Origin of the sequence: Ralstonia sp. PBBBR1 (assembly GCF_002256165.1) — a bacterium.
Lineage (GTDB): Bacteria > Pseudomonadota > Gammaproteobacteria > Burkholderiales > Burkholderiaceae > Ralstonia > Ralstonia thomasii.
Map to the genome: position 1 here is coordinate 493,976 of NZ_NKIL01000005.1, position 23,922 is coordinate 517,897.

29 protein-coding genes, 1 pseudogene and 1 riboswitch are annotated in these 23,922 nt (G+C 64.3%); of the genes and pseudogenes, 8 read left to right on the plus strand and 22 right to left on the minus strand.

Going from position 1 to position 23,922, the window contains the following annotated elements; genetic code table 11:
• Nucleotides 1-90 precede the first annotated feature (90 nt).
• Nucleotides 91-1,584, plus strand: coding sequence for a M20/M25/M40 family metallo-hydrolase (locus CFE42_RS10880; protein WP_238563721.1), 1,494 nt, complete (start codon nucleotides 91-93; stop codon nucleotides 1,582-1,584).
• Between the two features lie 48 nt (nucleotides 1,585-1,632).
• Here CFE42_RS10880 and CFE42_RS10885 read toward each other — a convergent pair whose 3' ends face one another.
• From CFE42_RS10885 to CFE42_RS10935, 11 genes are all read right to left on the minus strand, one after another.
• Entirely contained in the window at nucleotides 1,633-3,159 is a 1,527-nt protein-coding gene (locus CFE42_RS10885; RefSeq protein ID WP_004628026.1) for a carotenoid oxygenase family protein, read from the minus strand.
• A gap of 19 nt (nucleotides 3,160-3,178) precedes the next feature.
• Complete coding sequence (locus tag CFE42_RS10890) at nucleotides 3,179-3,619, minus strand: DUF2141 domain-containing protein (protein ID WP_004628027.1); 441 nt, start codon at nucleotides 3,617-3,619, stop codon at nucleotides 3,179-3,181.
• Nucleotides 3,620-3,841: 222 nt separating this feature from the next.
• Complete coding sequence (locus CFE42_RS10895) at nucleotides 3,842-4,063, minus strand: hypothetical protein (RefSeq protein WP_004628028.1); 222 nt, start codon at nucleotides 4,061-4,063, stop codon at nucleotides 3,842-3,844.
• A 97-nt stretch (nucleotides 4,064-4,160) separates the two neighbouring features.
• The gene (locus CFE42_RS10900) at nucleotides 4,161-4,952 is read right to left on the minus strand and encodes a phytanoyl-CoA dioxygenase family protein (RefSeq protein WP_004628030.1); all 792 of its coding nucleotides are present in this window, start codon (nucleotides 4,950-4,952) and stop codon (nucleotides 4,161-4,163) included.
• 126 nt (nucleotides 4,953-5,078) lie between these two features.
• Entirely contained in the window at nucleotides 5,079-6,176 is a 1,098-nt protein-coding gene (locus CFE42_RS10905) for a glycosyl transferase family 90 (protein WP_004628031.1), read from the minus strand.
• Between the two features lie 300 nt (nucleotides 6,177-6,476).
• Nucleotides 6,477-6,803 carry a copper-binding protein gene (locus CFE42_RS10910; protein ID WP_004628034.1) on the minus strand — a complete coding sequence of 109 codons (327 nt, stop codon included), beginning with the start codon at nucleotides 6,801-6,803 and terminating at the stop codon, nucleotides 6,477-6,479.
• Nucleotides 6,804-6,838: 35 nt separating this feature from the next.
• On the minus strand, nucleotides 6,839-7,327 hold the full coding sequence (locus CFE42_RS10915) for a cupredoxin family protein (RefSeq protein ID WP_004628036.1): 489 nt from the start codon (nucleotides 7,325-7,327) through the stop codon (nucleotides 6,839-6,841).
• A 41-nt stretch (nucleotides 7,328-7,368) separates the two neighbouring features.
• Complete coding sequence (locus CFE42_RS10920) at nucleotides 7,369-8,667, minus strand: copper oxidase (RefSeq protein WP_004628038.1); 1,299 nt, start codon at nucleotides 8,665-8,667, stop codon at nucleotides 7,369-7,371.
• A gap of 2 nt (nucleotides 8,668-8,669) precedes the next feature.
• The gene (locus CFE42_RS10925; RefSeq protein WP_004628040.1) at nucleotides 8,670-10,082 is read right to left on the minus strand and encodes a TolC family protein; all 1,413 of its coding nucleotides are present in this window, start codon (nucleotides 10,080-10,082) and stop codon (nucleotides 8,670-8,672) included.
• A gap of 9 nt (nucleotides 10,083-10,091) precedes the next feature.
• On the minus strand, nucleotides 10,092-10,433 hold the full coding sequence (locus CFE42_RS10930) for a hypothetical protein (RefSeq protein ID WP_004628042.1): 342 nt from the start codon (nucleotides 10,431-10,433) through the stop codon (nucleotides 10,092-10,094).
• Nucleotides 10,434-10,529: 96 nt separating this feature from the next.
• Nucleotides 10,530-11,081, minus strand: coding sequence for a hypothetical protein (locus CFE42_RS10935; protein ID WP_238563722.1), 552 nt, complete (start codon nucleotides 11,079-11,081; stop codon nucleotides 10,530-10,532).
• A gap of 18 nt (nucleotides 11,082-11,099) precedes the next feature.
• Here CFE42_RS10935 and CFE42_RS10940 point away from each other — a divergent pair, with 18 nt between their 5' ends.
• On the plus strand, nucleotides 11,100-11,603 hold the full coding sequence (locus CFE42_RS10940) for an acyl-CoA thioesterase (RefSeq protein WP_004628061.1): 504 nt from the start codon (nucleotides 11,100-11,102) through the stop codon (nucleotides 11,601-11,603).
• A gap of 139 nt (nucleotides 11,604-11,742) precedes the next feature.
• On the opposite strand, the gene CFE42_RS10945 is transcribed toward CFE42_RS10940, so the two are convergent.
• The 5 genes from CFE42_RS10945 to CFE42_RS10965 form a co-directional block, all read right to left on the minus strand.
• Nucleotides 11,743-12,552: an alpha/beta hydrolase gene (locus CFE42_RS10945; protein ID WP_004628065.1), complete on the minus strand. Its 810-nt coding sequence runs from the start codon at nucleotides 12,550-12,552 to the stop codon at nucleotides 11,743-11,745.
• 12 nt (nucleotides 12,553-12,564) lie between these two features.
• Nucleotides 12,565-12,714, minus strand: coding sequence for a hypothetical protein (locus tag CFE42_RS10950; RefSeq protein ID WP_235202088.1), 150 nt, complete (start codon nucleotides 12,712-12,714; stop codon nucleotides 12,565-12,567).
• A gap of 90 nt (nucleotides 12,715-12,804) precedes the next feature.
• Nucleotides 12,805-13,200: a carboxymuconolactone decarboxylase family protein gene (locus CFE42_RS10955; protein WP_004628067.1), complete on the minus strand. Its 396-nt coding sequence runs from the start codon at nucleotides 13,198-13,200 to the stop codon at nucleotides 12,805-12,807.
• Nucleotides 13,201-13,232: 32 nt separating this feature from the next.
• Entirely contained in the window at nucleotides 13,233-14,015 is a 783-nt protein-coding gene (locus CFE42_RS10960; RefSeq protein WP_004628069.1) for a sulfite exporter TauE/SafE family protein, read from the minus strand.
• A gap of 109 nt (nucleotides 14,016-14,124) precedes the next feature.
• Complete coding sequence (locus CFE42_RS10965) at nucleotides 14,125-14,901, minus strand: NAD(P)H-dependent oxidoreductase (protein WP_004628070.1); 777 nt, start codon at nucleotides 14,899-14,901, stop codon at nucleotides 14,125-14,127.
• Nucleotides 14,902-14,987: 86 nt separating this feature from the next.
• On the opposite strand from CFE42_RS10965, the gene CFE42_RS10970 reads away from it, so the two are divergent.
• On the plus strand, nucleotides 14,988-15,881 hold the full coding sequence (locus CFE42_RS10970; RefSeq protein WP_004628071.1) for a LysR family transcriptional regulator: 894 nt from the start codon (nucleotides 14,988-14,990) through the stop codon (nucleotides 15,879-15,881).
• Between the two features lie 18 nt (nucleotides 15,882-15,899).
• Here the strand turns inward: CFE42_RS10970 and CFE42_RS10975 are convergent, their stop codons facing one another.
• Together CFE42_RS10975 and CFE42_RS10980 are read right to left on the minus strand one after the other, a co-directional pair.
• Entirely contained in the window at nucleotides 15,900-16,070 is a 171-nt protein-coding gene (locus CFE42_RS10975; RefSeq protein WP_004628073.1) for a hypothetical protein, read from the minus strand.
• Between the two features lie 31 nt (nucleotides 16,071-16,101).
• A complete protein-coding gene (locus tag CFE42_RS10980; protein WP_004628075.1) occupies nucleotides 16,102-16,557 on the minus strand; it encodes a hypothetical protein in 456 nt (151 codons plus the stop codon).
• Between the two features lie 312 nt (nucleotides 16,558-16,869).
• Nucleotides 16,870-16,950: riboswitch (cyclic di-GMP riboswitch) on the plus strand.
• A 61-nt stretch (nucleotides 16,951-17,011) separates the two neighbouring features.
• Here CFE42_RS10980 and CFE42_RS10985 point away from each other — a divergent pair.
• Nucleotides 17,012-17,866, plus strand: coding sequence for a spherulation-specific family 4 protein (locus CFE42_RS10985; protein ID WP_004628077.1), 855 nt, complete (start codon nucleotides 17,012-17,014; stop codon nucleotides 17,864-17,866).
• Between the two features lie 123 nt (nucleotides 17,867-17,989).
• Entirely contained in the window at nucleotides 17,990-19,072 is a 1,083-nt protein-coding gene (locus tag CFE42_RS10990; RefSeq protein WP_004628078.1) for an ionic transporter y4hA, read from the plus strand.
• Nucleotides 19,073-19,149: 77 nt separating this feature from the next.
• On the opposite strand, the gene CFE42_RS10995 is transcribed toward CFE42_RS10990, so the two are convergent.
• The gene (locus CFE42_RS10995) at nucleotides 19,150-20,529 is read right to left on the minus strand and encodes an FAD-containing oxidoreductase (RefSeq protein WP_004628081.1); all 1,380 of its coding nucleotides are present in this window, start codon (nucleotides 20,527-20,529) and stop codon (nucleotides 19,150-19,152) included.
• A gap of 187 nt (nucleotides 20,530-20,716) precedes the next feature.
• The gene (locus tag CFE42_RS11000) at nucleotides 20,717-21,145 is read right to left on the minus strand and encodes a hypothetical protein (protein ID WP_004628083.1); all 429 of its coding nucleotides are present in this window, start codon (nucleotides 21,143-21,145) and stop codon (nucleotides 20,717-20,719) included.
• A gap of 199 nt (nucleotides 21,146-21,344) precedes the next feature.
• Here CFE42_RS11000 and CFE42_RS11005 point away from each other — a divergent pair, with 199 nt between their 5' ends.
• Nucleotides 21,345-21,854, plus strand: coding sequence for a DUF1697 domain-containing protein (locus CFE42_RS11005; RefSeq protein ID WP_004628084.1), 510 nt, complete (start codon nucleotides 21,345-21,347; stop codon nucleotides 21,852-21,854).
• A 16-nt stretch (nucleotides 21,855-21,870) separates the two neighbouring features.
• On the opposite strand, the gene CFE42_RS11010 is transcribed toward CFE42_RS11005, so the two are convergent.
• Together CFE42_RS11010 and CFE42_RS11015 are read right to left on the minus strand one after the other, a co-directional pair.
• Nucleotides 21,871-22,731 carry a cytochrome c gene (locus CFE42_RS11010; RefSeq protein WP_004628086.1) on the minus strand — a complete coding sequence of 287 codons (861 nt, stop codon included), beginning with the start codon at nucleotides 22,729-22,731 and terminating at the stop codon, nucleotides 21,871-21,873.
• 79 nt (nucleotides 22,732-22,810) lie between these two features.
• Nucleotides 22,811-22,951: a hypothetical protein gene (locus CFE42_RS11015; RefSeq protein WP_193747914.1), complete on the minus strand. Its 141-nt coding sequence runs from the start codon at nucleotides 22,949-22,951 to the stop codon at nucleotides 22,811-22,813.
• Between the two features lie 36 nt (nucleotides 22,952-22,987).
• Here CFE42_RS11015 and CFE42_RS11020 point away from each other — a divergent pair.
• Together CFE42_RS11020 and CFE42_RS11025 are read left to right on the plus strand one after the other, a co-directional pair.
• A pseudogene (locus CFE42_RS11020) lies at nucleotides 22,988-23,361 on the plus strand (hypothetical protein); the annotation flags it as partial.
• A gap of 103 nt (nucleotides 23,362-23,464) precedes the next feature.
• Entirely contained in the window at nucleotides 23,465-23,920 is a 456-nt protein-coding gene (locus CFE42_RS11025) for a lysozyme inhibitor LprI family protein (protein ID WP_004628088.1), read from the plus strand.
• Nucleotides 23,921-23,922 lie beyond the last annotated feature (2 nt).

A 23,922-nucleotide genomic window follows, 5' to 3' on the forward strand; every position in this document is an offset into this window, starting at 1 on the left:
CGGAGTGTCCTGATGCCCCTTCAGCAAGCAGCCCGTCAAACGACCGCGCACCGCGCTTCCCATCGCCTCCGGGCTCTGGTGCCGGCCCTCATGCTCGGTGCCGCTGGCCTGGCCGGCGCCGCCGAGCTCTCTTCGGCAGACGCCGAACGCCATGCGCAGGCAACCTACCGCGAATACTTCGAGCTGCTCTCCGTGCCCAACGACGCCATCGTGCCGGAGGATGTCCGCAAGAATGCCGATTGGCTGGAGCAGGCGTTCCGCAAGCGCGGCTTCACAACAAAACAGTTGGCGAACAACGGCAAACCGATGCTCTACGCCGAGCTGCCGAACGAGGATGCTGCGCGCAAGACGGTGCTGTTCTACATGCACCTCGACGGCCAGCCCGTGATTCCCGCACAGTGGGCGCAGAAGAGTCCGTGGACGCCCGTGCTCAAGCACAAGACCGCACAAGGCGACTGGGAAGAGATCGACGCGGCGCAGCTTTTCAGCGGCCCACTGGATCCGGAATGGCGCGTATTCGGCCGATCGTCCGCCGACGACAAGGGCCCGATCATGATGATGCTGGCCGCCATCGACGCACTGAAGGCCAGCGGCGCCCAGCCGGCCGTCAACGTCAAAATCATTCTCGACAGCGAGGAGGAGAAAGGCTCGCCGTCGATCAGCAAGGTCATGCAGGCAAACCGCGAGCTGCTGCGCTGCGACGCCATCGTCATCCACGACGGCCCCATGCATGCAAGCAACCTGCCAACGCTGGTCTTTGGTAACCGCGGTGCAGCCGAAGCGAGGCTCACCGTCTACGGGGCCAAGGTGCCGCTGCACAGCGGGCACTACGGCAACTACGCCCGCAATCCGGCCCAGCAGTTGGCCAACCTGCTGGCATCGATGAAAAACGACGCGGGCCGCGTGACGGTGCCAGGCTATTACGACCACGTGAAGATCAGCGAGGCCGACCGCAAGATCATGGCTGCCGTGCCCGACGACCAGGCAGCGCTCAACAAGCGCCTGGGCATTGCGCATGCCGACAAGGTCGGGGCCAACTACCAGGAAGCGATGCAGTACCCGTCATTGAACGTGCGCGGCATGGCCTCTGCAGCGGTGGGCGACAAGGTGGCGAACATCGTGCCCGACAAGGCCGTCGCCGAACTGGACCTGCGAACCACGCCAGACTCCAGCGCGGCCTACCTCGGCAAGCTGATCGAGCGGCACATCGAGCGCCAGGGCTACCACCTCGTCAAGAACGCCCCGACCGACGAAGAGCGCAGCCGCTACGACAAGCTCGCCACGTTCACGTATCAGAGCGAGGGCGCGGATGCCGCGGGTTCACCGATCGACTCGGCTGTGGGCACATGGGCCTACAGGTCGCTGACCGACACCTTTGGTGCGAACCCGGCGCCGGTCCGCATCCGCATGATGGGCGGGACGGTGCCCACGGCGGAAATCGTTGGTGTGCTGCAGGTGCCGTTCGCGATCATTCCTCTGGTCAATGCCGATAACAACCAGCATGCCGCGAACGAGAACCTGCGGATGGGCAACTACGTGAGCGGCGTGCGCACGCTCTACGGCCTGCTGACGCACCCGCTCTGACAGGCGGGCGCTTTAAGCCCTTTAACCCCCTTAAGCCCTTTACCCCCTTTAAGCCGCACGAAACAAGCCATGCAGGCCGAGCGGCGCGACGCCGTTCAGGCTCGCCGTGGCGATGGGCCCTGCGGCAACATGCTGTGCATCGAACGCCGTCAGCCTCGTACAGCCGGCATCCACATCGAACACCGTACCGATCAACCAGCCCTCGCCTTCACGGGCGGTGGCCGATGCCGGCACGAACACGTGTTCTTCCACCAGCGTGCGGTGCCCGAAGCGGTATTGCTCGGCCTGCCCTGAATCCGTATCGACGCGCATGACCGTGTCGAAGCCGTGCAGCGCGTGCGGGCTTCCATTCGACAATGGCGCCGTGTGGGCCACCATGAACAGCGCACGATGACGCTGCGCGGTGCGCCGCGTGTCGATCTTCGGGAATTCGGCCACATGCGCGGTGCTGAACTGCTCAGCCCGACCTGTTCGCAGGTTCAGTTGCACTTGCGTGAGGCGCGCGCCCGGCGACGGGCGAATCTGACCACGCATAAATTCACGCAGCGACGTGGTGACGACCGAGGCATCGTCCGAGCGAAGGTAATCGAGGTGGATCTCCTGCCCATCCGGCGACGACCAAGCATTGCCCAGGTGGAACACAAAGCCCTCCGGCAACTTCAGCCAGCGCATGCGCGTGATGTCGTCCTTATCCAGCACCAGCACGCGCATGCCCAGCTCCGGCCGCCAGACATGGGAATCGAGAAACGACATGCCGGCGTGCGAGCGTTCAACGTCGTACACGAACGGAGGCAGCAGAAACACCAGGTGGCGCTGCGTCACGGCAAAGTCATGCACCATCGCCACGTCCGGAACGTTGACCGATTCCACACGCTTGAGCGCAGCGTCCGCGCCCACGCAGTAGACAGTCAGCAGACCCGCCGCGCTGCTCACGCCAAAATTCCACAGCGTGCCGTCGGGCTCGACCTTGGGGTGGGCGGAGAACGGCATGCCCTTGTAGTCGTCGCGCCAGGTCTGCACCCCCAGCGTACGCAGAGAATCCGGATCGACACGCGTGGCCGAGCCACCTTCCCAAAGCGCGAGCATCTCCTCGCCATGCATCACCAGGCTGGTGTTGGCCACATTGATGCTGTCGGGCGAAGCGACCGGCTCCATGTCGGGGCTGGCCGTACCGAACGTTGCGCGCAAGGGCCGGCCGGCGGTGCTGTCGGCGACAAACTTGTCGGTGCGCACAAACACGCCGCGATGCGTCACGCCCTGCTCGGTGATGTCGTACCGCTGGATCATGCCGTCGCCATCAAACAGATGGTGATAACGCACGCCGCCGATCTCATGCCGCGCGGGGCCATTTCGGTAGAACGCGCCGTGCAACGCGGGCGGGAACCTGCCTTCCACCTTCAGCGCGCGAGTCGGCATGTCGGCGCTGACGCCCTGGTAGCCCGCCAGCCACGGATACTGCGCGCGCGCCGCTGCAAACCCCGCAGCCCATGGGTCCGGGGTGGCGGCCATTACATCGGTCAGGGTCAAGCCAAACGGTGCGGCGCCCAGGGCCGCAATGAAGGATCGGCGTTGCATGACGGGGCCTCGCTCAAGATCAATGCAAGTGAATCGTCACGCGCTGGTCGCCCTGCACGTCGATGGCGGCATCGTCAAATGCGGGCGGACCGAAGCGGCCGCGCGCATCGCGGCTGAAGCCGTAGGGCTCGATGGGAATGCCGGCCGGGTTGGTGCCGAGTTTGCCGTCGTTGTTGGTGTCATGAAAGACCGACAACGCATAGCGCCCCGCCGGCAGATCCGGATAGACGAAGGTAACGCTCGCGCCCGACACGCTATCAAGCGCAGCAATGTCGGCGCGGATGGCGGAATCGGGCTTGAGCCAGCCGGCGGCGTCGCGGAACAGTGCGGCACGCACGGCGCCCTGGCGCCCTTGCGCGCCCTCCACCACCACCGTGAGCGTGGCTGCGGACACACTTGCGGCAAGCGTCGCCAACATCAGGGCCAGCGCAACGCGCGGCAGAGCAAACATGGCACGCATGAAAGTCTCCTAATGGCCGGCGATGCATTGGCAGGCCGGCGGTCAGGAGGCAATGTAGGCGGACACTGAGCGCCAGTCAGCGGTCTTGCGACGAAGTGTGGATGCCGCGGCGCAAACGGTCGCTTGCGCGCGATGAGCGAATCACAACAGCTTGATGGAATCACGCCAGACGTGCTGACAAAAACGCCCGCAGGCTCGGCGGGCGCTTTGTGGAGGTGGATGCTAATGCGGCAAGCTCGACAAACGGTGGTCGGCCAGCAGCACACTCGCACTCAAGGCGAGCTGGGCGGAGATGAAGCCCTCGGGCATCTCAACGTTTTCCCAGTCACAGATGATGTGGCCGGCGCGGCAGATCTGGAAACGGGCCGTCCAGCGACGATCATCGCGTTGCAGCGGATCAACGAAGATGACATGCGCGCCATGTGTCACTTCCTGAATTGGCATTGTGGTTCCCCGTTGTTGATCGTTGGAAGACCACGTTAACAAAGGCGCGTGACACAAATCTGTCCGCCGCTCACCTACAAATGGGGGAGGGCGCACCTCAACCGACCAGGGGATCGGGCCGCGCCGACGAGCGCGTGCCCGGCAACGGGTAGTTATCGGGACCGTAATACGTGAACACTGCCGAGAACTTGACGGCGGCCGTCTGGTTGGCACGGGCCGCATGGAAGGTGTTGCAGTGGAAGAGCAGCACGTCGCCGGGCAGCAGCGGCACGGGGCGCGCGGTGTCGATCAGCGCGCGGTTCTCTGGCTGCTCCTGGCGCAGGAACAGCTTGGCGTCGAACCGGTCAGCGGGCAGGTCCAGCGTGTGGCTGCCCGGAATCACCCACAGACAACCGTTGTCGACCGTCTCTTCCACCAGGGCCAGCCACGACGACACCAGTTCGTTCCGTGCGAACGACCAGTAACGGCTGTCGCGGTGCCAATGGGTGGCCGTGCCAAACGCGGGGTGCTTGGTCATCACGCAGTTGTGGTGCGCGAGCGAAAGATGCACAGGGCCGCCAATCAGTTGTGCAATCGCGGCGGCCACGCGCGGGTCGCGCGCCCATTCCGTATAAGGCGTGCCGCGTGAATCGGCGTCGAGCAGGCGGCGCACCGTCTGGCCCCCTTCGGCTTCGCGCGAGGTCGGTGCTCCGGCATAGCCGACGTCGGTTTCCAGCTCCACCGGCGCCGCCGCGCTGGCCAGCCCGTCCTGTGCGGCGGCAAGTAACGCGGCGCTCACCTGCTGGCTGGCAAACCCGCGCAACACGACGTAGCCGTGCTCCTTGAAGAAGGCTTGCTGCTCGTCGGAAAGCGGATGTGCGTGGGTGGCGGTGGGGGCAGACGCAGACATGGTGGAAAAATGCGTACGGAGACGGCGAAAGACAACGAGTGTAACGCGCCGCCGTATGCGTTGCAGACCCGACACACGACGGGCCTGCGCAGGATCAAACGTGGGATGTGCTGTCCTGTTCGAGCCTTACCAAAACGACTGTTGGCCCGACAACCGGAAATACTTTGCGATCACCATCAAACCGAGCAGGCGTTCCTGGTCACGGTTCATGAATTGCGCCACCCACCGATTGGCGTTGCGGACGATCGCCAATGCATCGCCAGGGTATTTCCGGTAATGCTCAATTTTCTCCTGGAGGTCGGAATAATCATCTTTCAGAAGGACATAATGCACGTCCGGGATCAACCTTCCTTCCATGAACCACGTCTCATACCGGGGCCGCCTCATGAAGCACAGCGAATTGGACGCCATGATCCATTTCAAATTCGTTGCAACGTCGTTTCCCTCGACACTCACAATAAATTTGTATTGCAATTGCTCCGCAATCGTCATCGGCGATTTGTAAGTCGCTTTCCCAAGTTCTGATTTTCGAGTATCCCCGATGTTAACGTTTGCCAGGTCATGACATCGCTCCACAAACGCCCTGCGGTGTTCCTGATGGCACGGCCCCCGAAAGACCGCCATGGGCTTCTTGTCTTGGAAATCGATGGGGTCGCATGCCAGCGAAAAATGCCGGATGGCGTCGAGCTTCAAGAGAATGCCATTATGGGAGCTGTTCTTGATCGGGCGGCTTTTTACGAACGCCGGGTGGTTCGGCTCGGCAGTCACATCCCCGCAGTCGTAGTCAAAGCTGTAGCCCGGACCAAAATAATCCATCAGGTCGACCAGATCATAGAAATAGGTACTCCCTATTTCACAATCCTTGTCGACGATGGTGCTTGTTGAGGATTTCAACAAGAAATTTGAATATTCCACGGCATTGCAACTGGTGTCGAATGCCTCCGAAATTGAGTTGTAATAGCTCAATCGATCGAAGACGTCCTGCGTACGACGCTGACCACTTTTTCTTTTCAGAAGCGTCTCAGCTTTTCCATTTTTTGTAGCACGCGCGAGAAAATGGTTAGAGGCATTCGAAAAGTAATACCAGAATTTTTTTGCAGAGACTCTGCTCAAGCGGTATTTGAGATGACGCATGAAACAAAAGATGCCGCGGAAATTTAAACCCAGGGTGTCGCTTTTCGGGCGAAAAGCTGTAGCCCCCACCCGCAGAAATGAGTGGCACATGATCCACTTTCTACTTGGTGCCGATGTACGGGACCACCGATCGCGCTTCCCCCTGCAGACAGCGCGTCGGCCCCGGTTATGCCTCGTATCGGCAGCGGACCTCACTTTACCGTAAGAATCTTGCGACTCATTCCGTTTCTGGGTGGCAAGCCGCCCGCTCCCGCACCGGATCTATTCCCGGCCGGCTGACCGTTGTCATGGCGTCACAGTGTTCTCCCGTCAGCGGCCGGCCCCTCACGTTGGCTTCACCCACGGCCCTGAAGGCGCGAGCGGGTAGGTACCTCCCCGCCCGCCTCGTTACTACTGCACGTCCAACGCGGTCACGGTCAGCACGCCATTCACCTTCTCGGCGACGAAGTGCACTTTGCTGCCGACCTGCACTTTGGTGAGCATGGCCGGATCCTTCACGCGGAACACCATCGTCATGGGCTCCATACCAAGGTTGTCGAGCGGGCCGTGCTTGATGGTCAGCTTGCCGGCAACCGTGTCGATCTTCCTGATCTCGCCTTCGGACATGGCTGCGGGAGTTGTGGCCGCGGGCGCAGGCGCAGGGGCGGTGTCTTCGGCGGCGTGAACAAGCGGTGTGCCGACCAGCAGCGCGGTCAGCATCAGGGCATGACGAAACATGTTGGGCTCCTTGTCGAAAGAGGTGGTTGGGGGGATCAGGACTTGTTGCCGCGCACCTGCACGGCGCCGCGCATGCCGGCCTCGAAATGGCCGGGCTGCAGACAGGCAAACTCGACCGAGCCGGCGTGCGTAAAGTGCCAGACGATCTCGCCGCGCTGGCCAGGGTCAATGGTGACGGCGTTGGCGTCGGCGTGCTCCATCTCGGGGTGCCTGCGCATCTGCTCGGCGTGGGCGAGGAGGTCGGCCGGCCTGCCCAGCGTCATCTCATGCCGCACCTGGCCGCTGTTGACGACTTCGAAGCGGATGGTCTCGCCGCGCTGAACGGTGATCTGCGCGGGCGTGAAGCGCATGGTGTCGGTCATGTCGACGTGCACCATGCGCGTGATGCGGGCGGCGTCGCCGGGTTCACCGATGGCGGCATCGCCGTGGTCGTGCCCGCCGGCGTGATTGCCGGATGCGTGGGCGATGGCGGCCATGGACATCAGCGCGGCCAGGAAGGTGGAACGGAGCAGATTGCGTTGCATGTTCGGTCTCGGTTTCGTATGGGATGTGGATTCAGCATCGATCAGTCGTCGATGCTGGTGCCGGTGTATTCGTAGGCGACGGTGCCCTTGGGGTGCTTGTACCAACCGGGGTCGGCATAGCTGTTGCGCGGCAGATCCCGGCGCACCTTCATCACCGTGAACATGCCGCCCATTTCAATGGGGCCAAACGGGCCCTGCCCCGTCATCATCGGCAGCGTGTTGTCGGGCAGCGGCATTTCCATCTCGCCCATGTCGGCCATGCCAGCCTGGCCCATGCCCATGTAGTCGGGCACCAGCGCATTCATCTTCTTGGCGAGATCTTTCTGCTGTACGCCGATCATGGTCGGCACGTTGTGCCCCATGGCGTTCATCGTGTGATGCGACTTGTGGCAATGGAAGGCCCAGTCGCCGGGGTTGTCTGCAATGAACTCGATCGCGCGCATCTGGCCCACGGCAATGTCCGTCGTCACCTCCGGCCAGCGCGCGCTGGGCTGGACCCAGCCGCCGTCGGTGCCGGCCACTTCGAAGGTGTGGCCATGCAGGTGCATCGGGTGGTTCGTCATCGTGAGATTGCCCATGCGGATGCGCACGCGATCGCCCAGACGCACGGGCAATGGGTCAATGCCGGGGAAGACGCGACTGTTCCACGTCCACATGTTGAAGTTGGTCATCTCGGCCACGCGCGGCGTGTAGGAACCGGGGTCGATGTCGTACGCGGCGAGCAGGAAGACAAAGTCGCGGTCCGCGCGGTGCTGCGCCGGGTCTTTCGGATGCACAACGATCAAGCCCATCATGCCCATCGCCATCTGCACCATCTCGTCGGAATGCGGGTGGTACATGAAGGTGCCGGACTTCTTCATCTCGAACTCGTAGACGAAGGTCTTGCCCGGCGGAATGTGCGGCTGCGACAAGCCACCCACACCGTCCATGCCGGCGGGCAGGATCATGCCGTGCCAGTGCACCGTGGTGTGCTCGGGCAGCTTGTTGGTGACGAAGATGCGCACGCGATCGCCTTCCACGCATTCGATCGTCGGGCCGGGGCTCTGGCCGTTGTAGCCCCAGAGGTGGCCCGTCATGCCGGGCGCGAATTCGCGCTCGACCGGTTCGGCCACGAGGTGGAACTCCTTCCAGCCACCGCGCATGCGCCACGGCAGCGTCCAGCCGTTGAGCGTGACGACGGGGTTGTAGGGCCGGCCGTTGGGCGGCGCGAGCGGCGGCTGCGTGGCGGGCTTCGTTTGCAGCGGTGCTTCGGGCAGCGAGGCCGCGCCGGCGCGCGAGACCATCGCTGCGCCCAGCATGGCCGCGCCCGTGCCGCCGAGAAATTGACGTCGGGAAACCATGTTCAGTGTCCTTGAGGAGGGTTCGGCGCTGTGGTGGCCGCATTCGCTTCAGCCGTCGGCAGCTTGCCGCCCAGCGCCATCTGCAAGTCGGTCTGTGCAATCCAGTAACCGCGCAGCGCGTCGATGTAGCCGTTCACGGCATTCACCTGCTCGCGCGCATCGGCCAGCAGTTCGAACACGCTCACGAGCATGCCGTTGTAGCGCAGCAGCATCTCGTCGGAGATGCGCTTGCGCACGGGCACGACCTCGTCGCGGTAGTGGCGCGTGAGGTCATATGCGGTCTGGTAGCGCACGTACGATTCGCGCACTTCCGAACGCGCACGCACGGCCGTGTCGGCAAGCTGATCGGCGGCCTGCATGTAGATCGACTGCGCACGTGCCACGCGGGCGCCGCCCCAGTCGAACAGCGGGATCTCGATGCCGATCTCGTAACCCGTTTCGCGTGGTTCGTTGGATTTGCTATTGCGCACGTAGCCGAGGTCGAGCACGTTGATGAAGCGCGTGGCCTGCGTGAGCCCCAGCGACGATGCCAGGCCATCGACCTGCAACCTGCCCGCCTGGATATCGAGCCGGTTGCGCAACGCATAGCCCTCGATCTGCTGCAGCTCGGGGCGATCCTTCGGCAGGTCAGGCAGCCGCTCGGGCAATTTGAAGCCGGTATCCGTGCCCCACACACCAAGCAGGCGGATCAACGCCTCGCGCTCGGCCTGCGCCTGCTGACGCGTGCGCGCCAGGGTGGCAGTGGCTTCCGCATAGAAGGCGTGTTCACGTGCACGATCAAGCTTGCTGAAGTTACCTGCGGAAGCCAGACGCTTGGCGAACTCGGCACCGGCTTCTGCGGCTTGCTGAACCTGCTCGGCATAGCGCGCCGATTGCTCCGCCGCCACGGCATTGATGTACGCGCGGCGTGTGTCGGTCGCCACCTGCAGCATCTGGTTGGCGACCAGCAACTTCGTTTGTTCGAAGTAGCGGCCTTCGATGCGCGTGGCCATCGGCAGCGTCAGCAGGTTCAGAAAAGATAGCGAAAACGTGCGCTCGATCGACAGGTCGTCGCCGCTGCGCGTGCGTTTGAAACTGAAGCCGGGATTCGGCAGACGGCTGGCCTGCACGAGCGCGGCTTCGGATAGCCCCAGCTCCGCATACGAAGCCTGCAGGCCACGGTTGTTCAGCAGCGCGATCTGCACGGCGCTGTCCATCGTCAGCGGCTGGGCGAGCAGCTCGCGCGTGCGTTGCGCGGCGCTGTCGCGGGCTTCTGGTGAACGCTGCCACGTGGCGTCCTTGCCGAGCCGATCGCGCGCCACGTCGGCAACGGTCTTGAAGCCGCTGTCTTGCGTGATGGTGGCGCAGCCTCCCAACAGCAGCAGCGTGCCGGCCAGCGCGCACAGGGCGAGGCGGCGTGTGGATGGTTTGAGCACGGCGCCTCCTCAGTGGTGGTGCATGCCGGGCATGGACTCGCCGGCAGGCTTGTTGGAGGTGGCGGCTGGTGCGCTCGCTGGTATGACGTGCCCCGCGTGGCCGCCATCCGCAGAAGCGTCTGACTTGGAGCTCACGGCTGCGTTGGTCTCGCGCCAGGGCGCGGGACCGGTATCGCGATACGCGTGGTAGCTGTCGAATGTGCGCGGCGCGGCCACGGCGGGCACGGCCGCGTCCGCATTCAGTGGGTCAGGCGGTGATGCTGCCGGCGCAGACCCAGCACCTTGCGCCAACACCCATGGCGGCGCCAGCGCCAGAAGCGCGGCAGCCACGAACCATCGTGTGAAAAGCATGAGAAACCTCGATCGAGCGTGATGACGTACGGCCCCATGTCTTGCAAGGAGCCGTCAAACCAGAGGCCAGCCCGTTCTATGGACGGACTGGCGGCGTCAAACGCGAATCGAGGGTGGACGTTGCAGCGCTTCGGGAATGAAGCTGCGGAAGGAAACAGCAAGGCCGCGCGGCGCAGCGGCCGGCAGCTTGATCAGCGGCACACCAAGGCTGGCGGCCAGGGGAACGACCGAACCGAGCGAACAGGCCGCGCAGATCGGGCAGGTCTTGCAGTGCGACTGTGCCGGCGCTTTCGACTCGGCGCCGGTGGCCATGGCATCTTCATGCTCATGGCAGGCATCGGACATGACGGCGCCGCCATCCAGCATTGCCACGGCAACCGTCGTGTCGTCCAGAGCGCCGCCGCGCGCCATCATGGTCGTCGCGGCCAACCCTTGCAGGGGGAGTGCCAGGACAACCAGCCAGAGCAGGAGGCGGGTCAGGAATCGGTGCATGGAAAGCAGGAGGGGGCTGAAAATCGTTTGCCGGGCAAACCGGTAGTGTAGCGCGATGCCATCAAATTTCACGCCATGCAGCACAAGATGAGTTGAGCGCGGCACAATGTCGGCCTGCTGCGTACCCATTTCTGCGCGCCCTGCTTTCCCCATCATTCCAGCTTCAACGCCTCCATGAATACGCAATCCCACCAGCTCAGCATGACGGTGCTGATGACGCCCGACATGGCCAATTTTTCCGGTAACGTGCACGGCGGCCACATCCTCAAGCTGCTCGATCAGGTCGCGTATGCGTGCGCGAGCCGCTACGCCGGCCGCTATGTCGTGACGCTGTCGGTGGACCAGGTGGTGTTTCGCCAGCCGATTCACGTAGGTGAACTGGTGACGTTCCTCGCGTCGGTCAACTACACCGGTCGCACGTCGATGGAAATCGGTATCAAGGTCGTGACGGAAAACATCCGCAACCAGGTCGTGCGCCATACCAACAGCTGCTACTTCACGATGGTGGCTGTCGATGACGACGGCAAACCGGCCGACGTGCCTCCGCTGGTGCCCGCCAACGCCGAAGAAAGGGAACGCTTCGAAGCCGCGCAGCAGCGCCGCGCCCTGCGGCAGGAAATGGAAGCGCGCCACAAGGCGATCAAGGCGACCTACAGCACGCCGGTTTCGGGCGGTTGAGCTGCCTGCCTACGCCGTCAGCAAGGAACTGCAGGCCGCGTGGTATCGCCGTCGGGCATCGTTATCCACAGGCTTACCCACTGTTTCTGTGGATAACGCGGCGCCAGTGTTGCGCAAACCCGTTCGGCCTCGACGCGGCCTACGTCTGACAAATTCCGTGAAGGAACGCGCGCACGGCGTCGTTGAACAACGCCGGTCGCTGCAACGGCGCGAAATGGCTCACGCCCGGCAGCAACACAAACTGTGCTTCAGGAAGGGTCCGTGCCAGATAGTGCGCGTGCTCGGGCCAGATGAACTCGTCGTGTTCGCTCTGCGCGATGGTGACCGGCACACGGGTCGCCGCCAGTTCCTCGGCTGTTGCATTCGGCTGCGTCTGCATCATTTCGGTGACGGCCTCGACAAAGGCATCGAAGTCGTCCGGTGTGGATGACAGCGCGGTGTAATCCTTTAGGTGGCGACCGAAGCAGCGGTCGATGACGGGCGTCGGCGCGAAGGGTTTGGCGCCGCTTGGATCCATGTTGCAACCGAAGAAGAACACGCCAATAGCGCGCTCCGGTGTCTGCATGGCGAGGGTGAGCGCAACGCAAGCACCGTCGCTCCAGCCGATGAAGGCGGCGCGGTCGATGCGCAGCGCATCCATCACGGCCCGCACGTCGGAAGCCATGCGCGTGTAGGCGTAAGGCTGCGCATCGCGCGTGCTGCGACCGTGCCCACGGCTATCAATGACGATAGGCCGGTAGCCAGCAGTCATGAGTGCCGGAACCTGATATCCCCAATTGCCGCCATGGCCGAGCCCGCCATGCAGCAAGATCACAGGTGTGCCGGCACCGAAGGTCGCATACCAGATGCGGGCGCCGTCGTGCTCGACATGGCCTTGCTCAACGGCGGGGGGCAGCGGTTCTGCACCGTGGGCGGCAAACCGCGTCAGATCATCGTCGAAGGTGTCCATCTCGATCAGGTATCAGCCGGCATAGCCGAGTGCCGCAAACTGCTGCTTGAACCACCAGTAACAGAGCGCTGCTGGCGCCGCAAAGATGGCCACGAGCACCCAGCCAAGTGGCGTGAGGCGCTTGCGTCCGGCATCGCGGTAGGCCAGCTTGTCGCCGTCCACCAGAAACGTGATCCTGCGAGAATAGGGAAGCGACCCCAGCCACGCAACTTGTGTTAAGCCCGTGAGCACAAGCCGCAAACCCGACGCTGGCTACCTCGGCTCTTCGATGTGGATGCCCAGCTCATTGAGCACCTCACGTGCCGAACGAAACGCCTCGATGGCAGCCGGCGCGCCGGCATAGATGGCGCTGTGCAGCAGCACTTCGCGGATCTCCACCGCCGTTGCGCCGTTGTTGATGGCGCCGCGCACATGGCCCTTGAGCTCGGTGCTGCGGCCCAGCGCGGCGAGCATCGCGCAGGTGCACAAACTGCGCGTCTTGAGGTCGATGCCGTCCCGCTGCCACGTGCTGCCCCAGGCGTGTTCGTTGAGCCAATCCTGCAGCGGCGCCGAGAAAGCGTCCAACCCGCTCATCGCACGCTCCACGAATGCGTCGCCCATTACCTGCGCGCGGCGTGCGCGCCCGGCCTGCTTGTCTTGTTCCGACACGATGCCCTCCTCCGCATTGAAAATCAGGTCGATCAGGCTGGCTTGACCAGCAACATCATCAGCGCCGTACCAAGCAGCACTGCGCAGAACGCCAGCCGCAAACGCCGCGCTGAAAACCGATATGCCAGGGCCACACCCCACGACACGCTGACAACACCGCCGGCCGCCAGCGGAATGCCCGTACCCCAATCCACGTGGCCCGCATGCGCATACGCGGCGAGTGCAATGAGCGAGCCTGGCACCACCAGCGCGAGCGCCATGCCCTGCGCGCGCGTCTGCGGCATGCCGAAGAACGTCACCAGCGCCGGCACCACCACCAGCCCGCCCCCCACCGTGAAGATGCCCGACATCGCGCCGCTGGCGATGCCCATCAACGGCAGCGCGGCGGCCGGCATGGTGTGCGGCACAGCGTGCGCAGCACCAGCGGCATTCGGCTTCTCCTTGAGCTGCGAGGCAAAGTACACGGCGAGCACGATCAGGAATACGGCAAACGCCGTATGCAGCAGGTTGGCGTCCAGCCCCGCCGCAAAGCGCGCGGCAACGTAGGTCGCCCCCATCGAGAACACGCAGATCAGCGCGACGGAACGCACATGCACCGGATGCCGCTGGTGATACCGCCAGAAGCCGATCAGCACATTGGGCGCAATCATCACCAGCGCCGTGCCCTGCGCCAAGTGCTGGTCCATTCCGTACAGATAGCCGAGCAGAGGAATGGCGATGAGCCCGCCTCCAATGCCGAGCAAACCGCCCGCCACGCCGAGACCCATGCCGAGCAGCAAATTGATCAGGCCCGTGAAAACCGCGTGAGACGTCATGCCGACAAGAAGGGAGGGAGGAGAAACAAACGCGGCGGCGCGCTGTATCCGCTACAGCGCGCCGCCGGAGATGAATGCGAAATTGTAGCGCTTGCCGCCCAGGCGAGGGCTAGGCGAGATGCGCAGCGAAGCCCGATTTTCCGGGTGCGATTCCGGCACGCAGCGTGAGCGACGGGATCTCGTATTCACCTGCATTCTGCGGGCGGAACGGGATCGGCGCGGTGGTGAACAAGGTGTCGAGTCGCTGGCCCAGCGCCTGCGTGGTCTGCGCAAAGCGCGCGTCGTCCATGCGGCCGGTGCGGTAGCTCACGAACGGCGGCACGACCTCAAAGCCGGGGTAGTACAGGATGCCGTGCTGGATCGGGAACAGGATGTCATCGATCGGGCCGTTGATGCCGCGCGGGCTGTAGTGCGACTCCCAGCCACCCGTGGTGACGATCAGCATGGCACGTTTGCCGGCGAGCGTGCCTTCGCCGTAGCGGTCGCCCCAGTGGGTGTCGGAGTGCTCGCCAACGCCATAGGCAAAGCCGTATGCATAGACGCGCTCGACCCAGCCTTTCAGGATGGCCGGCATCGAAAACCACCACAGCGGAAACTGCAGGATCACGGCGTCGGCCCATTGCAGCCTGGCCTGCTCGGCAGCAATGTCTGCAGCTTGTAAGCCGTTCTCGAACGCGTACTTGGAATCGAGTGACGGGTGGAAATGCGGACCGACCGGCGCAACGGAGCTGTCGCTGGCATCGAGCGCGGCCTTCCACTGCATGGCGTACAAGTCCGATACCTGCACGGTGTGGCCGGCGGCTTCCAGGCGCTGGACGGCAAGGTCCTTGAGGGCGCCGTTGAGCGACTTGGGTTCGGGATGGGCGTAGACGATCAGGACATTCATGGTGGCAACTCCAAATAAGGAATGGCTCCAGAATGCGGGGCGCCCAGGTATATTGGAAATGAATTGTCAATATTCCAGGCATAGCCATGAATAATCTCAGGCGGTTGGACCTGAACCTGCTGGTGACACTCGATGTGCTGCTGACCGAGCACAACGTCACGCGTGCGGCCGAGCGGCTGAACTTCTCGCAGCCTTCCGTGAGCGTGCATCTGGCCAAGTTGCGAGACATTTTTGGTGACCCGCTACTGCTGCCCGGCCCGCGCGGCATGCGCCCAACCGCCCGCGCGGAAAGCTTGCGCGAACCGCTGCGGCTGGCGCTGGAAGCGCTGGAGCAGGCCGTCGCGCCCGCCAGCCCGTTCGACCCGGCGCACGCCACCAACACCTGGCGCGTGGCCGCCACGGACTACGGCGAATCGACCATCGCGCTGCCGGTGCTGAACACCCTGCGCACAAGCGCACCGGGCACACGGCTCGCCATGCTGGGACTGGTGCCCACGCGTATTGAAAAGCAAGCCGAGCAAGGGGAGATCGACCTCGCGTTCCACACCACAGACGGCGCGCCACCCGGCCTGCGCCGCCGTGCGCTCTTCACTGAACGCTATGTGTTGATCGGCCGCGCGGGGCACCCGCGCCTGAAGCGCAGGCCGACACTGGCGCAGTTTTGCACGCTCGATCACGTGATCGTGTCGCCCGATGGCGGTGGCTTCTTCGGCGTGACGGACGAAGCCCTGGCGGCAGCCGGTGCCACGCGACGCGTAGTGCTGTCGGTGCCGCACTTCCTCTTTGTGATGACAGCGGTGGCAAGCACTGACATGGTCGCCATGCTGCCCGAGCGGCTGGTGCGCGGGGCCAGTGCGCTACAGGCGGTTGAACCGCCGGTGGAGGTGCCAGGCTATGAGATGTCGATGCTGTGGCATGAGCGCGTGCATCGAGACCCCGGGCATCAGTGGTTGCGTGATGTGATTGCAGGCGCGGTCTGAAGCACCGCGCCGCAGCCGTCACAGCCCGACCGTCGGCGCGGTGAAGATCCGATGCAGCCCGAGCCCGCCGATCGCCACGGCCGCCACGCGATCGACCCAGGTCTTGGCACGCAGGTACATCTCACGCGGCACCCGGCTCGAAATGCACAACTCGACGATGGTGTACCCACCGAACTTGACCAGGGACACCAGCCGCGGCCTCCGCTGCCTTCCACCCCCCTTACTTGCACTGCGACTTGTTGATGGACACGTCGCTCAAGTCGGAGGCGGTGTAGAGCACCGGCACGTTCGGGTCGCCGGCAATCGTCATTGCCGCGTTCAGGTTCGCCAGGGCCTGAAGGTGGCCAGCCTCGCCGCTTGAAAAGCGCTGCTGCGCCGGTTTCGATGCGCCGTACATGCCGTTGCACAGCAGCGCCTTGCGGAAGATGTCCAAAACCGCGATCCGCGCTGAATACGTCTCGCGCCGTTCGGCCGCAGTGGCGGGCGCGTGGTTGATCTTGGCGTAGTGGTTGGCGCACTGCGTGCCGAGAATCGGGTACGCATCCTTGATGCCGTCACAGGATGCGACGGTCGCTGGCGGCGCAGCCAACGCGGCCGTGGCCGCCAGCGAGGCGATCAGGGACACCACCGTCAACAGCACGATACGGATGACAAGCACATTCGAGCGGATGTTCATTGCAGCTTCTCCTCAGTCAGATACGTGGACAAGAAACACAGCGGCAACCGGCAGCGCTGCGTGGACTGACGATACGGGCGGGGTCTGCGGCGGCGGAATGCACCAGAGGTTCTGGCGCAGGTCAGGGGAAGCGCGGCATGGGAAGAATGGCGGAAGGCCGTCACTGCTTCATTGGCGTGATGGTTGATTGCCATGGCAACGCGCAACGTGGGGTCTCGACAACGCTTCATGCGACAGCCGACTCGTTTGCGCATTCTCCGTTTGCCGGGCTGGCGCCGCCCCGGTAGAGTCCTTCTCCAATGGGTTCACACCCAGAGGTCTGGGCAAAACCGGAGTGATCCGGCGACGCAAAGCTACAGGGACTTCTCCAGAAGAAGTCAGCCAGTTGCCCGCCAACCCGCGGGGGGGCGGGCCTGAGGACGCACGCAGCGATTTGCGTGGTCAGGGGCACACAATGAAAACGATACAAACGGGGGGGCGTTCGCCCGCATTCGCCACGCTGGCCGTGGCATCGCCAATGGGCAACGCAAAGCGCAGGTTTGCGCGCGCCGCATGTGCTGCATTCGCTCTGGTGTCCGGCGCGCTGATGGGCGCCCCGCATGCCAGTGCTGAAGCGCTGCTGGTACCGTCCTACATCTATCCGTCGGGCACCGGCGCCACGCAATGGGGTGCGCTGGCCACAGCGGCGACGTCGGTACCGACCACAGTCATCCTCAACCCGAACAGCGGCCCAGGCACCACGCAGGACGCCAACTACGTTGCCGCCGTCGCCAAGGTGCATGCCGCCGGCGGCAAGGTGATCGGGTACGTGTCCAGCTCGTACGCAAACCGGTCGTTGTCGGCGGTGGTGCAGGACATCAACACCTACCAGGCGTTGTATCAGGTCGACGGCTTCTTCATCGACGAGATGACCGCCGACAGCACAACGGCACACATCCAGTTCTACCAATCGGTCTACAACTACATCAAGGGGCTGTCGCCCAACTACACGGTCACGGGCAACCCGGGCACCAATGTGCCGGAAATCTATGCAAGCCTGCCGGTAGCGGACCAGCTCGTTGTGTTTGAAGACAGCGCAAAGCACTACGCCAGCTATGCGCCACTGGCGTGGCAGGCCAACTATCCGACGGCACGCTTTGCGCACATCGTCTACGCGGCATCGGCCACGCAGATGCAAACCTTCGTTCGCAACGCATCCAGCAAGGGCGCTGCCGCCGTGTTCATCACGAACAAGACGTTGCCGAACCCGTATGGCGCGCTGCCGACTTACTGGAGCCAGGAGGTGTCCGCCACGGCCGTTGCCCCGTAACCGCGCGGGCGTGACGCACGCCGCTTGTGCGGGCTGAGGCTCCGCACATGCTTTATATTCGGGCCACACCGCATCCATCCCTTCGCTGCATGCCGGCGTTGAGGCAACAACAAGGAGAACTCCGTGGCCCTTTCTTCCAACAAGCTGCCCCCCTGGACAGTCGCTGCCCCGCTGCTCGCGTGGGTGGTGCTGGCCGGCGGCGCGTTCATGACGCCCCCCGGCTGGCTGATCGCACTGATGGCGCTTGCACTGGCGAGTGCCGTCTTTGCAGCCGTCCACCATGCCGAGGTCGTCGCGCACAAGGTGGGCGAGCCCTTCGGCACGCTCGTCCTGGCGATTGCCGTGACCGTGATCGAAGTCGCGCTGATCGTATCGGTGATGCTCTCTTCGGGGCCAGAGAAGGCGGGATTGGCGCGCGACACCGTGTTTGCCGCGGTCATGCTCATCTGCAACGGAATCGTGGGCGTGTGCCTGTTCGTGGGCGGCCTGCGTCACCGCGAGCAAGCCTTTCAAGCGCCGGGCGCCACCGCCGCGCTGGCCGTGCTGGCTGCACTGGTCACGCTGACCATGGTGCTGCCCAATTACACGAGTTCCACGCCGGGGCCGGTCATGACTTCGTCGCAATTGGCCTTTGCCGGGGTGACGTCGCTGGTGCTGTACGGCTGCTTCGTCATCGTGCAGACCATCCGCCACCGCGATTACTTCCTCGTCGACAGTGCCAACGAAGACGTGCACGCACCGCCGCCGCCCGCACGCGTGGCGGCGCTCAGCGCGGTGTTGTTGATGGTGTCGCTGGTGGCAGTTGTTGGGCTGGCCAAGGTGCTGTCGCCTTCGGTGGAAGCGGCCATCCTGAATGCCGGCGCACCGCCCGCCACCGTCGGCATCGTCATCGCCGCGCTGGTGTTGTTGCCGGAATGCCTGGCCGCCCTGCGCGCCGCCAATGCAGACCGCATCCAGACGAGCCTGAACCTCGCACTGGGCTCGGCGCTGGCGAGTATCGGACTGACTATCCCGACGGTGGCCGCCGTGTTCATCTGGATCGGCCGTCCGCTCGAACTGGGCCTGGGCCCGAAGGAAATGGTCCTGCTGTTCCTCACGCTGATCGTGTCGTCGCTCACGCTGGGCAAGGGTCGCACGACCATCCTGCATGGCGTCGTGCATCTGGCGATCTTCGCGGCGTACCTGTTTCTCTCGATCGTGCCCTGAGCGGCACGCACGCTAGCGGATCAATGTGTGGGGCGCCTGGAAGGCGCCCTTCTTTTTTTCAGGCGCCACGTCTTGCGTTATTGCTCGGGCTCCATGCTTTGCAGCAACGTGGGAATCAGCTCCGACACCGTGGGGTGAATGTGCATGGCGCGGCTGATAGTGGTGTACGGCGCCTTGGCATACATCACGTCGAGAATCGAATGCACCGCCTCGTCGCCGCCCACCCCGAGAATCGACGCGCCCAGGATTTCGTGCGTCTGCGCGTCGACCACCACGCGCATGAAGCCCTGGCTCTCGCCCTTCTCTACCGCGCGGCCGACCCGCGTCATCGGGCGGTTGCCGACCAGCAGCGTGCGCCCCGATTGCTTCGCTTCCGTGAGCGACATGCCGACGCGTGCAAGTGGCGGGTCGATGTACATGGCGTACGCCTGGATGCGGTCCGACACCTTGCGCGGATCGCCATCAAGCAGATTGGCCGCGACGATCTCGTAATCGTTGTAGGACGTGTGCGTGAAGGCGCCCCGGCCGTTGCAATCGCCCAGGGCCCAGATGCCGGGGACGTTGGTGCGCAACTGCTCGTCCACGCGGATATTGCCGCGCTTGTCGATTTCCACGCCGGCCTTGTCGAGGCCCAGATCATCGGTATTGGGCACGCGCCCGACGGCCATCAGCAGATGCGAGCCTGACACCTCGCGCGCGCCGCTGCCGCACTCCAGGCCGACCACGACATTGGCGCCATCACGTCGCACGCTCAGGCAGTCGGCGTTGACCTGTACGTCGATGCCCTCGGCTTCCAAAATCTCGCGCACCGCCTGCGATACGTCTTCGTCTTCGCGCGCGATCAGGCGCGGACCTTTCTCGACAATCGTCACGCGCGATCCGAAGCGGCGAAACATCTGGCCGAACTCCAGCCCGACATAGCTCCCGCCAATCACGACGAGGTGCTCGGGCAGGAAGTCCACATCCATCATGGTGGAGTTGGTCAGAAACGGCACCTGATCGAGCCCCGGCATTGAGGGCACCAACGCCCGGCCGCCGACGTTGATGAAGATGCGCTCGGCTTCGAGCAGTTCGTCCCCAACGCGCACCGCGCGCGCGCTTTCGAAGCGGGCATGGCCTTGGAAGACCGTGCCGTGCTCCAGGCCACGCACCCATTGCTCCACGCCGTGGCTGGAGCGGCCGGAAATATCGTCCTTGCGGGCCTTTACGCGCCGCATGTCGACGGTGACACCGCCGTCGATCACCACGCCGTATTCGGCCGCACGCTGCGCCATGCGCGCCGCATAGGCGCAGGCCACCATCGCTTTCGTGGGGATACAGCCGGTGTTGACGCACGTACCGCCAAAGCGGCCGCGCTCGATGATGGCCACCTTCATGCCGGCGCCGGACAGGCGCGCAGCCAGCGGCGGGCCGGCCTGGCCGGTGCCGATGATGATGGCGTCGAAGCGTTGCGTCATGGCGCTCTCCTTCGTGTGCGGGCCAGTCGCGGCCGTCTCGCTATGGTAGGCGGCGCACGCGGCAACGGCGAGTCATGGCAACAGGAGTTGCAGACGCGCCGGGCAACATACGCAGGCAGCGCCTTCGCCGGAAGGAAAGCAGGAAGTCGGCCGGTGCGCTCAATGGCGAGCGCACCGGCGCATCACATCAATGGTGGTGATGGTGCTTGCCATGGCGACGGTAGCCCCGGTCGTCGCGGTCGGCATACGAATTGCGCTGGACGTTGCCGCCCAGAGCTGCACCGGCGCCGCCACCCAGGCCCGCGCCAACGATGCCGCCCGTGTGGCCGCCCATGGCATTGCCTGCAGCCGCACCCACGCCGCCGCCCAGCGCGCCGCCCACGATGGCGCCCTTGCGCTCGCGGCCGTTGGCCGTCAATGCGCCGCCCGCGCCGCCGCCGATCGCCCCACCAACGATGGAGCCGGTCTGCCCGCCGAGCGCGCCGCCCACGGCCGCCCCGCCAGCACCACCCAGCGCGCCGCCCAGGGCATTGCGCAGGTCATCCGCCGCTGCGGGCAAAGCCGTCAGGCCGGCGAGCGTTGCCACAATCAGGGCCGGTGCAATTTTCTTCAACATGGTGTTCTCCTTTTGCGCAAATGCAGGATGCGGCACTCAATCAACACTGAGGGAACCGATCCGGGCTCGATGATTCGGGGCGAAGAATACAAGTCGCACAACAGGGCGGGTTAAACACATTCGTCAATCTCGTAACAGAATGTTGCGGACCGGAGCACGCCCGTAAGCCGTTGATCAGGCAGACAGAACAGGAGAACCCATGCCCAGCTACATCGCCTTCCTCCGCGCCGTGAACGTTGGCGGCACAGGAAAACTGCCCATGGCCGAATTGCGCGCGATGTGTGAATCGATCGGGCTGACCGGCGTACGCACCTACATTGCGAGCGGCAACGTGGTTTTTCAAAGCCGGCTGGCAGAAACGACCGTCAAGGCGAAGCTGGAACGCTGCCTGGAGGACTACGCCGGCAAACCCGTGGGCGTGCTCGTGCGCACGGGCGCCGAGCTGGCGGCGGTACTGGAAGGCAATCCGTTCAAGACAGCGGCGCCCAGCCGGACGGTCGCGATTTTCCTGGATACGCCGCCACCCGCCGATGCATTGGCTGCCGCCACCGGCCGCCGGACGGAAGAAATGGCCTTGGGCACCCGCGAAATCTACGTGCACTACGGCGACGGCATGGCCGATTCCAAATTGAAAATCCCCGCCGCCAAGACGGGGACGGCGCGCAACATGAACACCATCGCCACGCTGGTCGACTGGGCGACCGAATAGCGGCGCTAAGCGCCCGTCATTGCGCTGCCGACTTGCGCTTGGTCATGTGGTGAAAATACGCCAGCAGGTCGTTGAGCTGCGCATCGGACAGCGTCTTCTCGTCGATGGCCGACATGCGTGCGTTGGGCCACCAGCGCAGCGATTGCGGATCGCGGATCAGGTGGCGCAGTTTCTCGTCGCCCAGATATTCCACGGGGCTGTACGGCACGTTCAGATCGGGGCCCAGGTTGGCATCGCCGGCGCGATTGAGCGTGTGGCACGAGAAGCAGACGCGCTGGAACGTGGCGAAACCGCGCATGACCGGGCCATCTGCAGGCAACCCCGCAGCCGGGCGGATGGCCGCAAAGCGCTCGCCGGGCAGCGCGGCAATGTCGATACGCACGATGCTGTAAGTCCACAGGCTTTCGTTCACCACCGACGCCTTGGCCGGCGGCGCCGTCCAGATCAGCCGGAACGGGCCGATGTCCTGGCCTTTGAGCGTCGGCCACGGTGCGGCGGGGTCTTCCACGGCCAGCCAGGCGCGGGGCCCGTCGGCGCGATCGCCCAGCAGCAAGCGCATCGGCAGGTGCGATACGTAGCCGTCGCTGGCGGCGGTGGTGGCGCTGGCCTCTGGGCTGACAGTCTGCCCGCGGAACAGCGCCGTCACCGGGATCGCCTTGAAGGTCAGGCGGTGCTTCAGGTTCTGGTCTTCCACGGTCACGCTGGTCAGGTGCGGATCGTGCAGCAATGCATCGCGCGACAGCGTGCGGTGCTCCGTGCCGATGTTGACGCTCAGCGTCGCACCGTCATCAGGCGCATCGGCCGCATGGGCGGCGTTGCCGAACGCTGCGCATGCGCAGAGCGTCCATCCGGCGATCGTCGCAAGCCAGTTCTTCATAGGGTCTCCTGTCGGGAAATTGGGCCATTTCGTTGCGACGAGAGTGTAGGCAAGCGCACGAGGTTTGGCACGGTTTTCGTTATCGATCCACCTGCGCTTGCACGCGCTGCCTGACAGTCTGCAATGCGGCGTCGAGGCGGTCGGGCGCAACGGAGCCAAGCGCCAGCCGCAGCGCATGCGGTACCTGCTTCGACGTCGCAAACGGCTCTGCCTTGGACACGGAGATGCCATCCTCCTGCAGCGCCACGGCGACGCTGTCGGCAGCAGCATCCGCACACGCGATGTGGTGTCTGATCCGGCTTTGATGGCGCGCCTGGCGCTCGATCCGTCACGCCAGTTGGTCGGGCACAGTGCGCCGGGACGTTGATATTGGCCAAGCTTGGGCTGCTCGGCAGCGTGCCGGCCTGTACGGACCTGACCACCAAACCCTGGGTGCAGGAAACCGGCGTGGAAGTGCTGAACCAGCCGTTCTACGCCAACGGCAATGTGGCGACGGCCGGCGGCTGCTTTGCTTCGCCGTACCTGGCGGCGTGGATCATTGCACGCACAGAGGGCCTTGAAGCCACCGCTGAAGCGCTGCACTACGTCGCGCCCGTCGGCGAAAAAGAGGCCTATGTGGAAAACGCCCTGCGAACCTGCGGCCTCACCTGCCTGGCTGATCGCGGAGGCGCGAGCGGGCCGATAGACTGGTTGGCCCTTCACGCATCGCAGACACGCGATCAGGAGTCATTTCTTGAACACGCTGACGACACTGAAGACGCTCGCCCTTCCCGTTGCCGTTGTGCTGCTGACACACAGCGCCGGCACATTTGCAGCCGAGAGCCTGGCCAACGGCATCAAGCGCCGTGCGCCGCAGGGCATTTCCACCAAACTGTATGCGTGCGTCGACAAGGCGCCGGACAACGCGGACGCAATCGGCGCATGCCTGTCTGCAGAAAAGGCCGCGCAGGATGAGCGCCTCGACCGTACGTACAAGACGCTGCTCGGCACATTGAACGGCAAGGCGAACGAAGCACTGGTGAGTTCAGAGCAGGCGTGGCAGGACTTCCACACCAGAACAGCGGCCTTTGAGACCGCCATCTACGGCAAGGGCAAGCTCGACGATCTGCAGCGCCTGGAGAACGAAATCTTCCGCCTGAGCGAGCGCGCCAACGCACTCGACAAGTATCTGGCCGCGAAGGGTCATTAAGC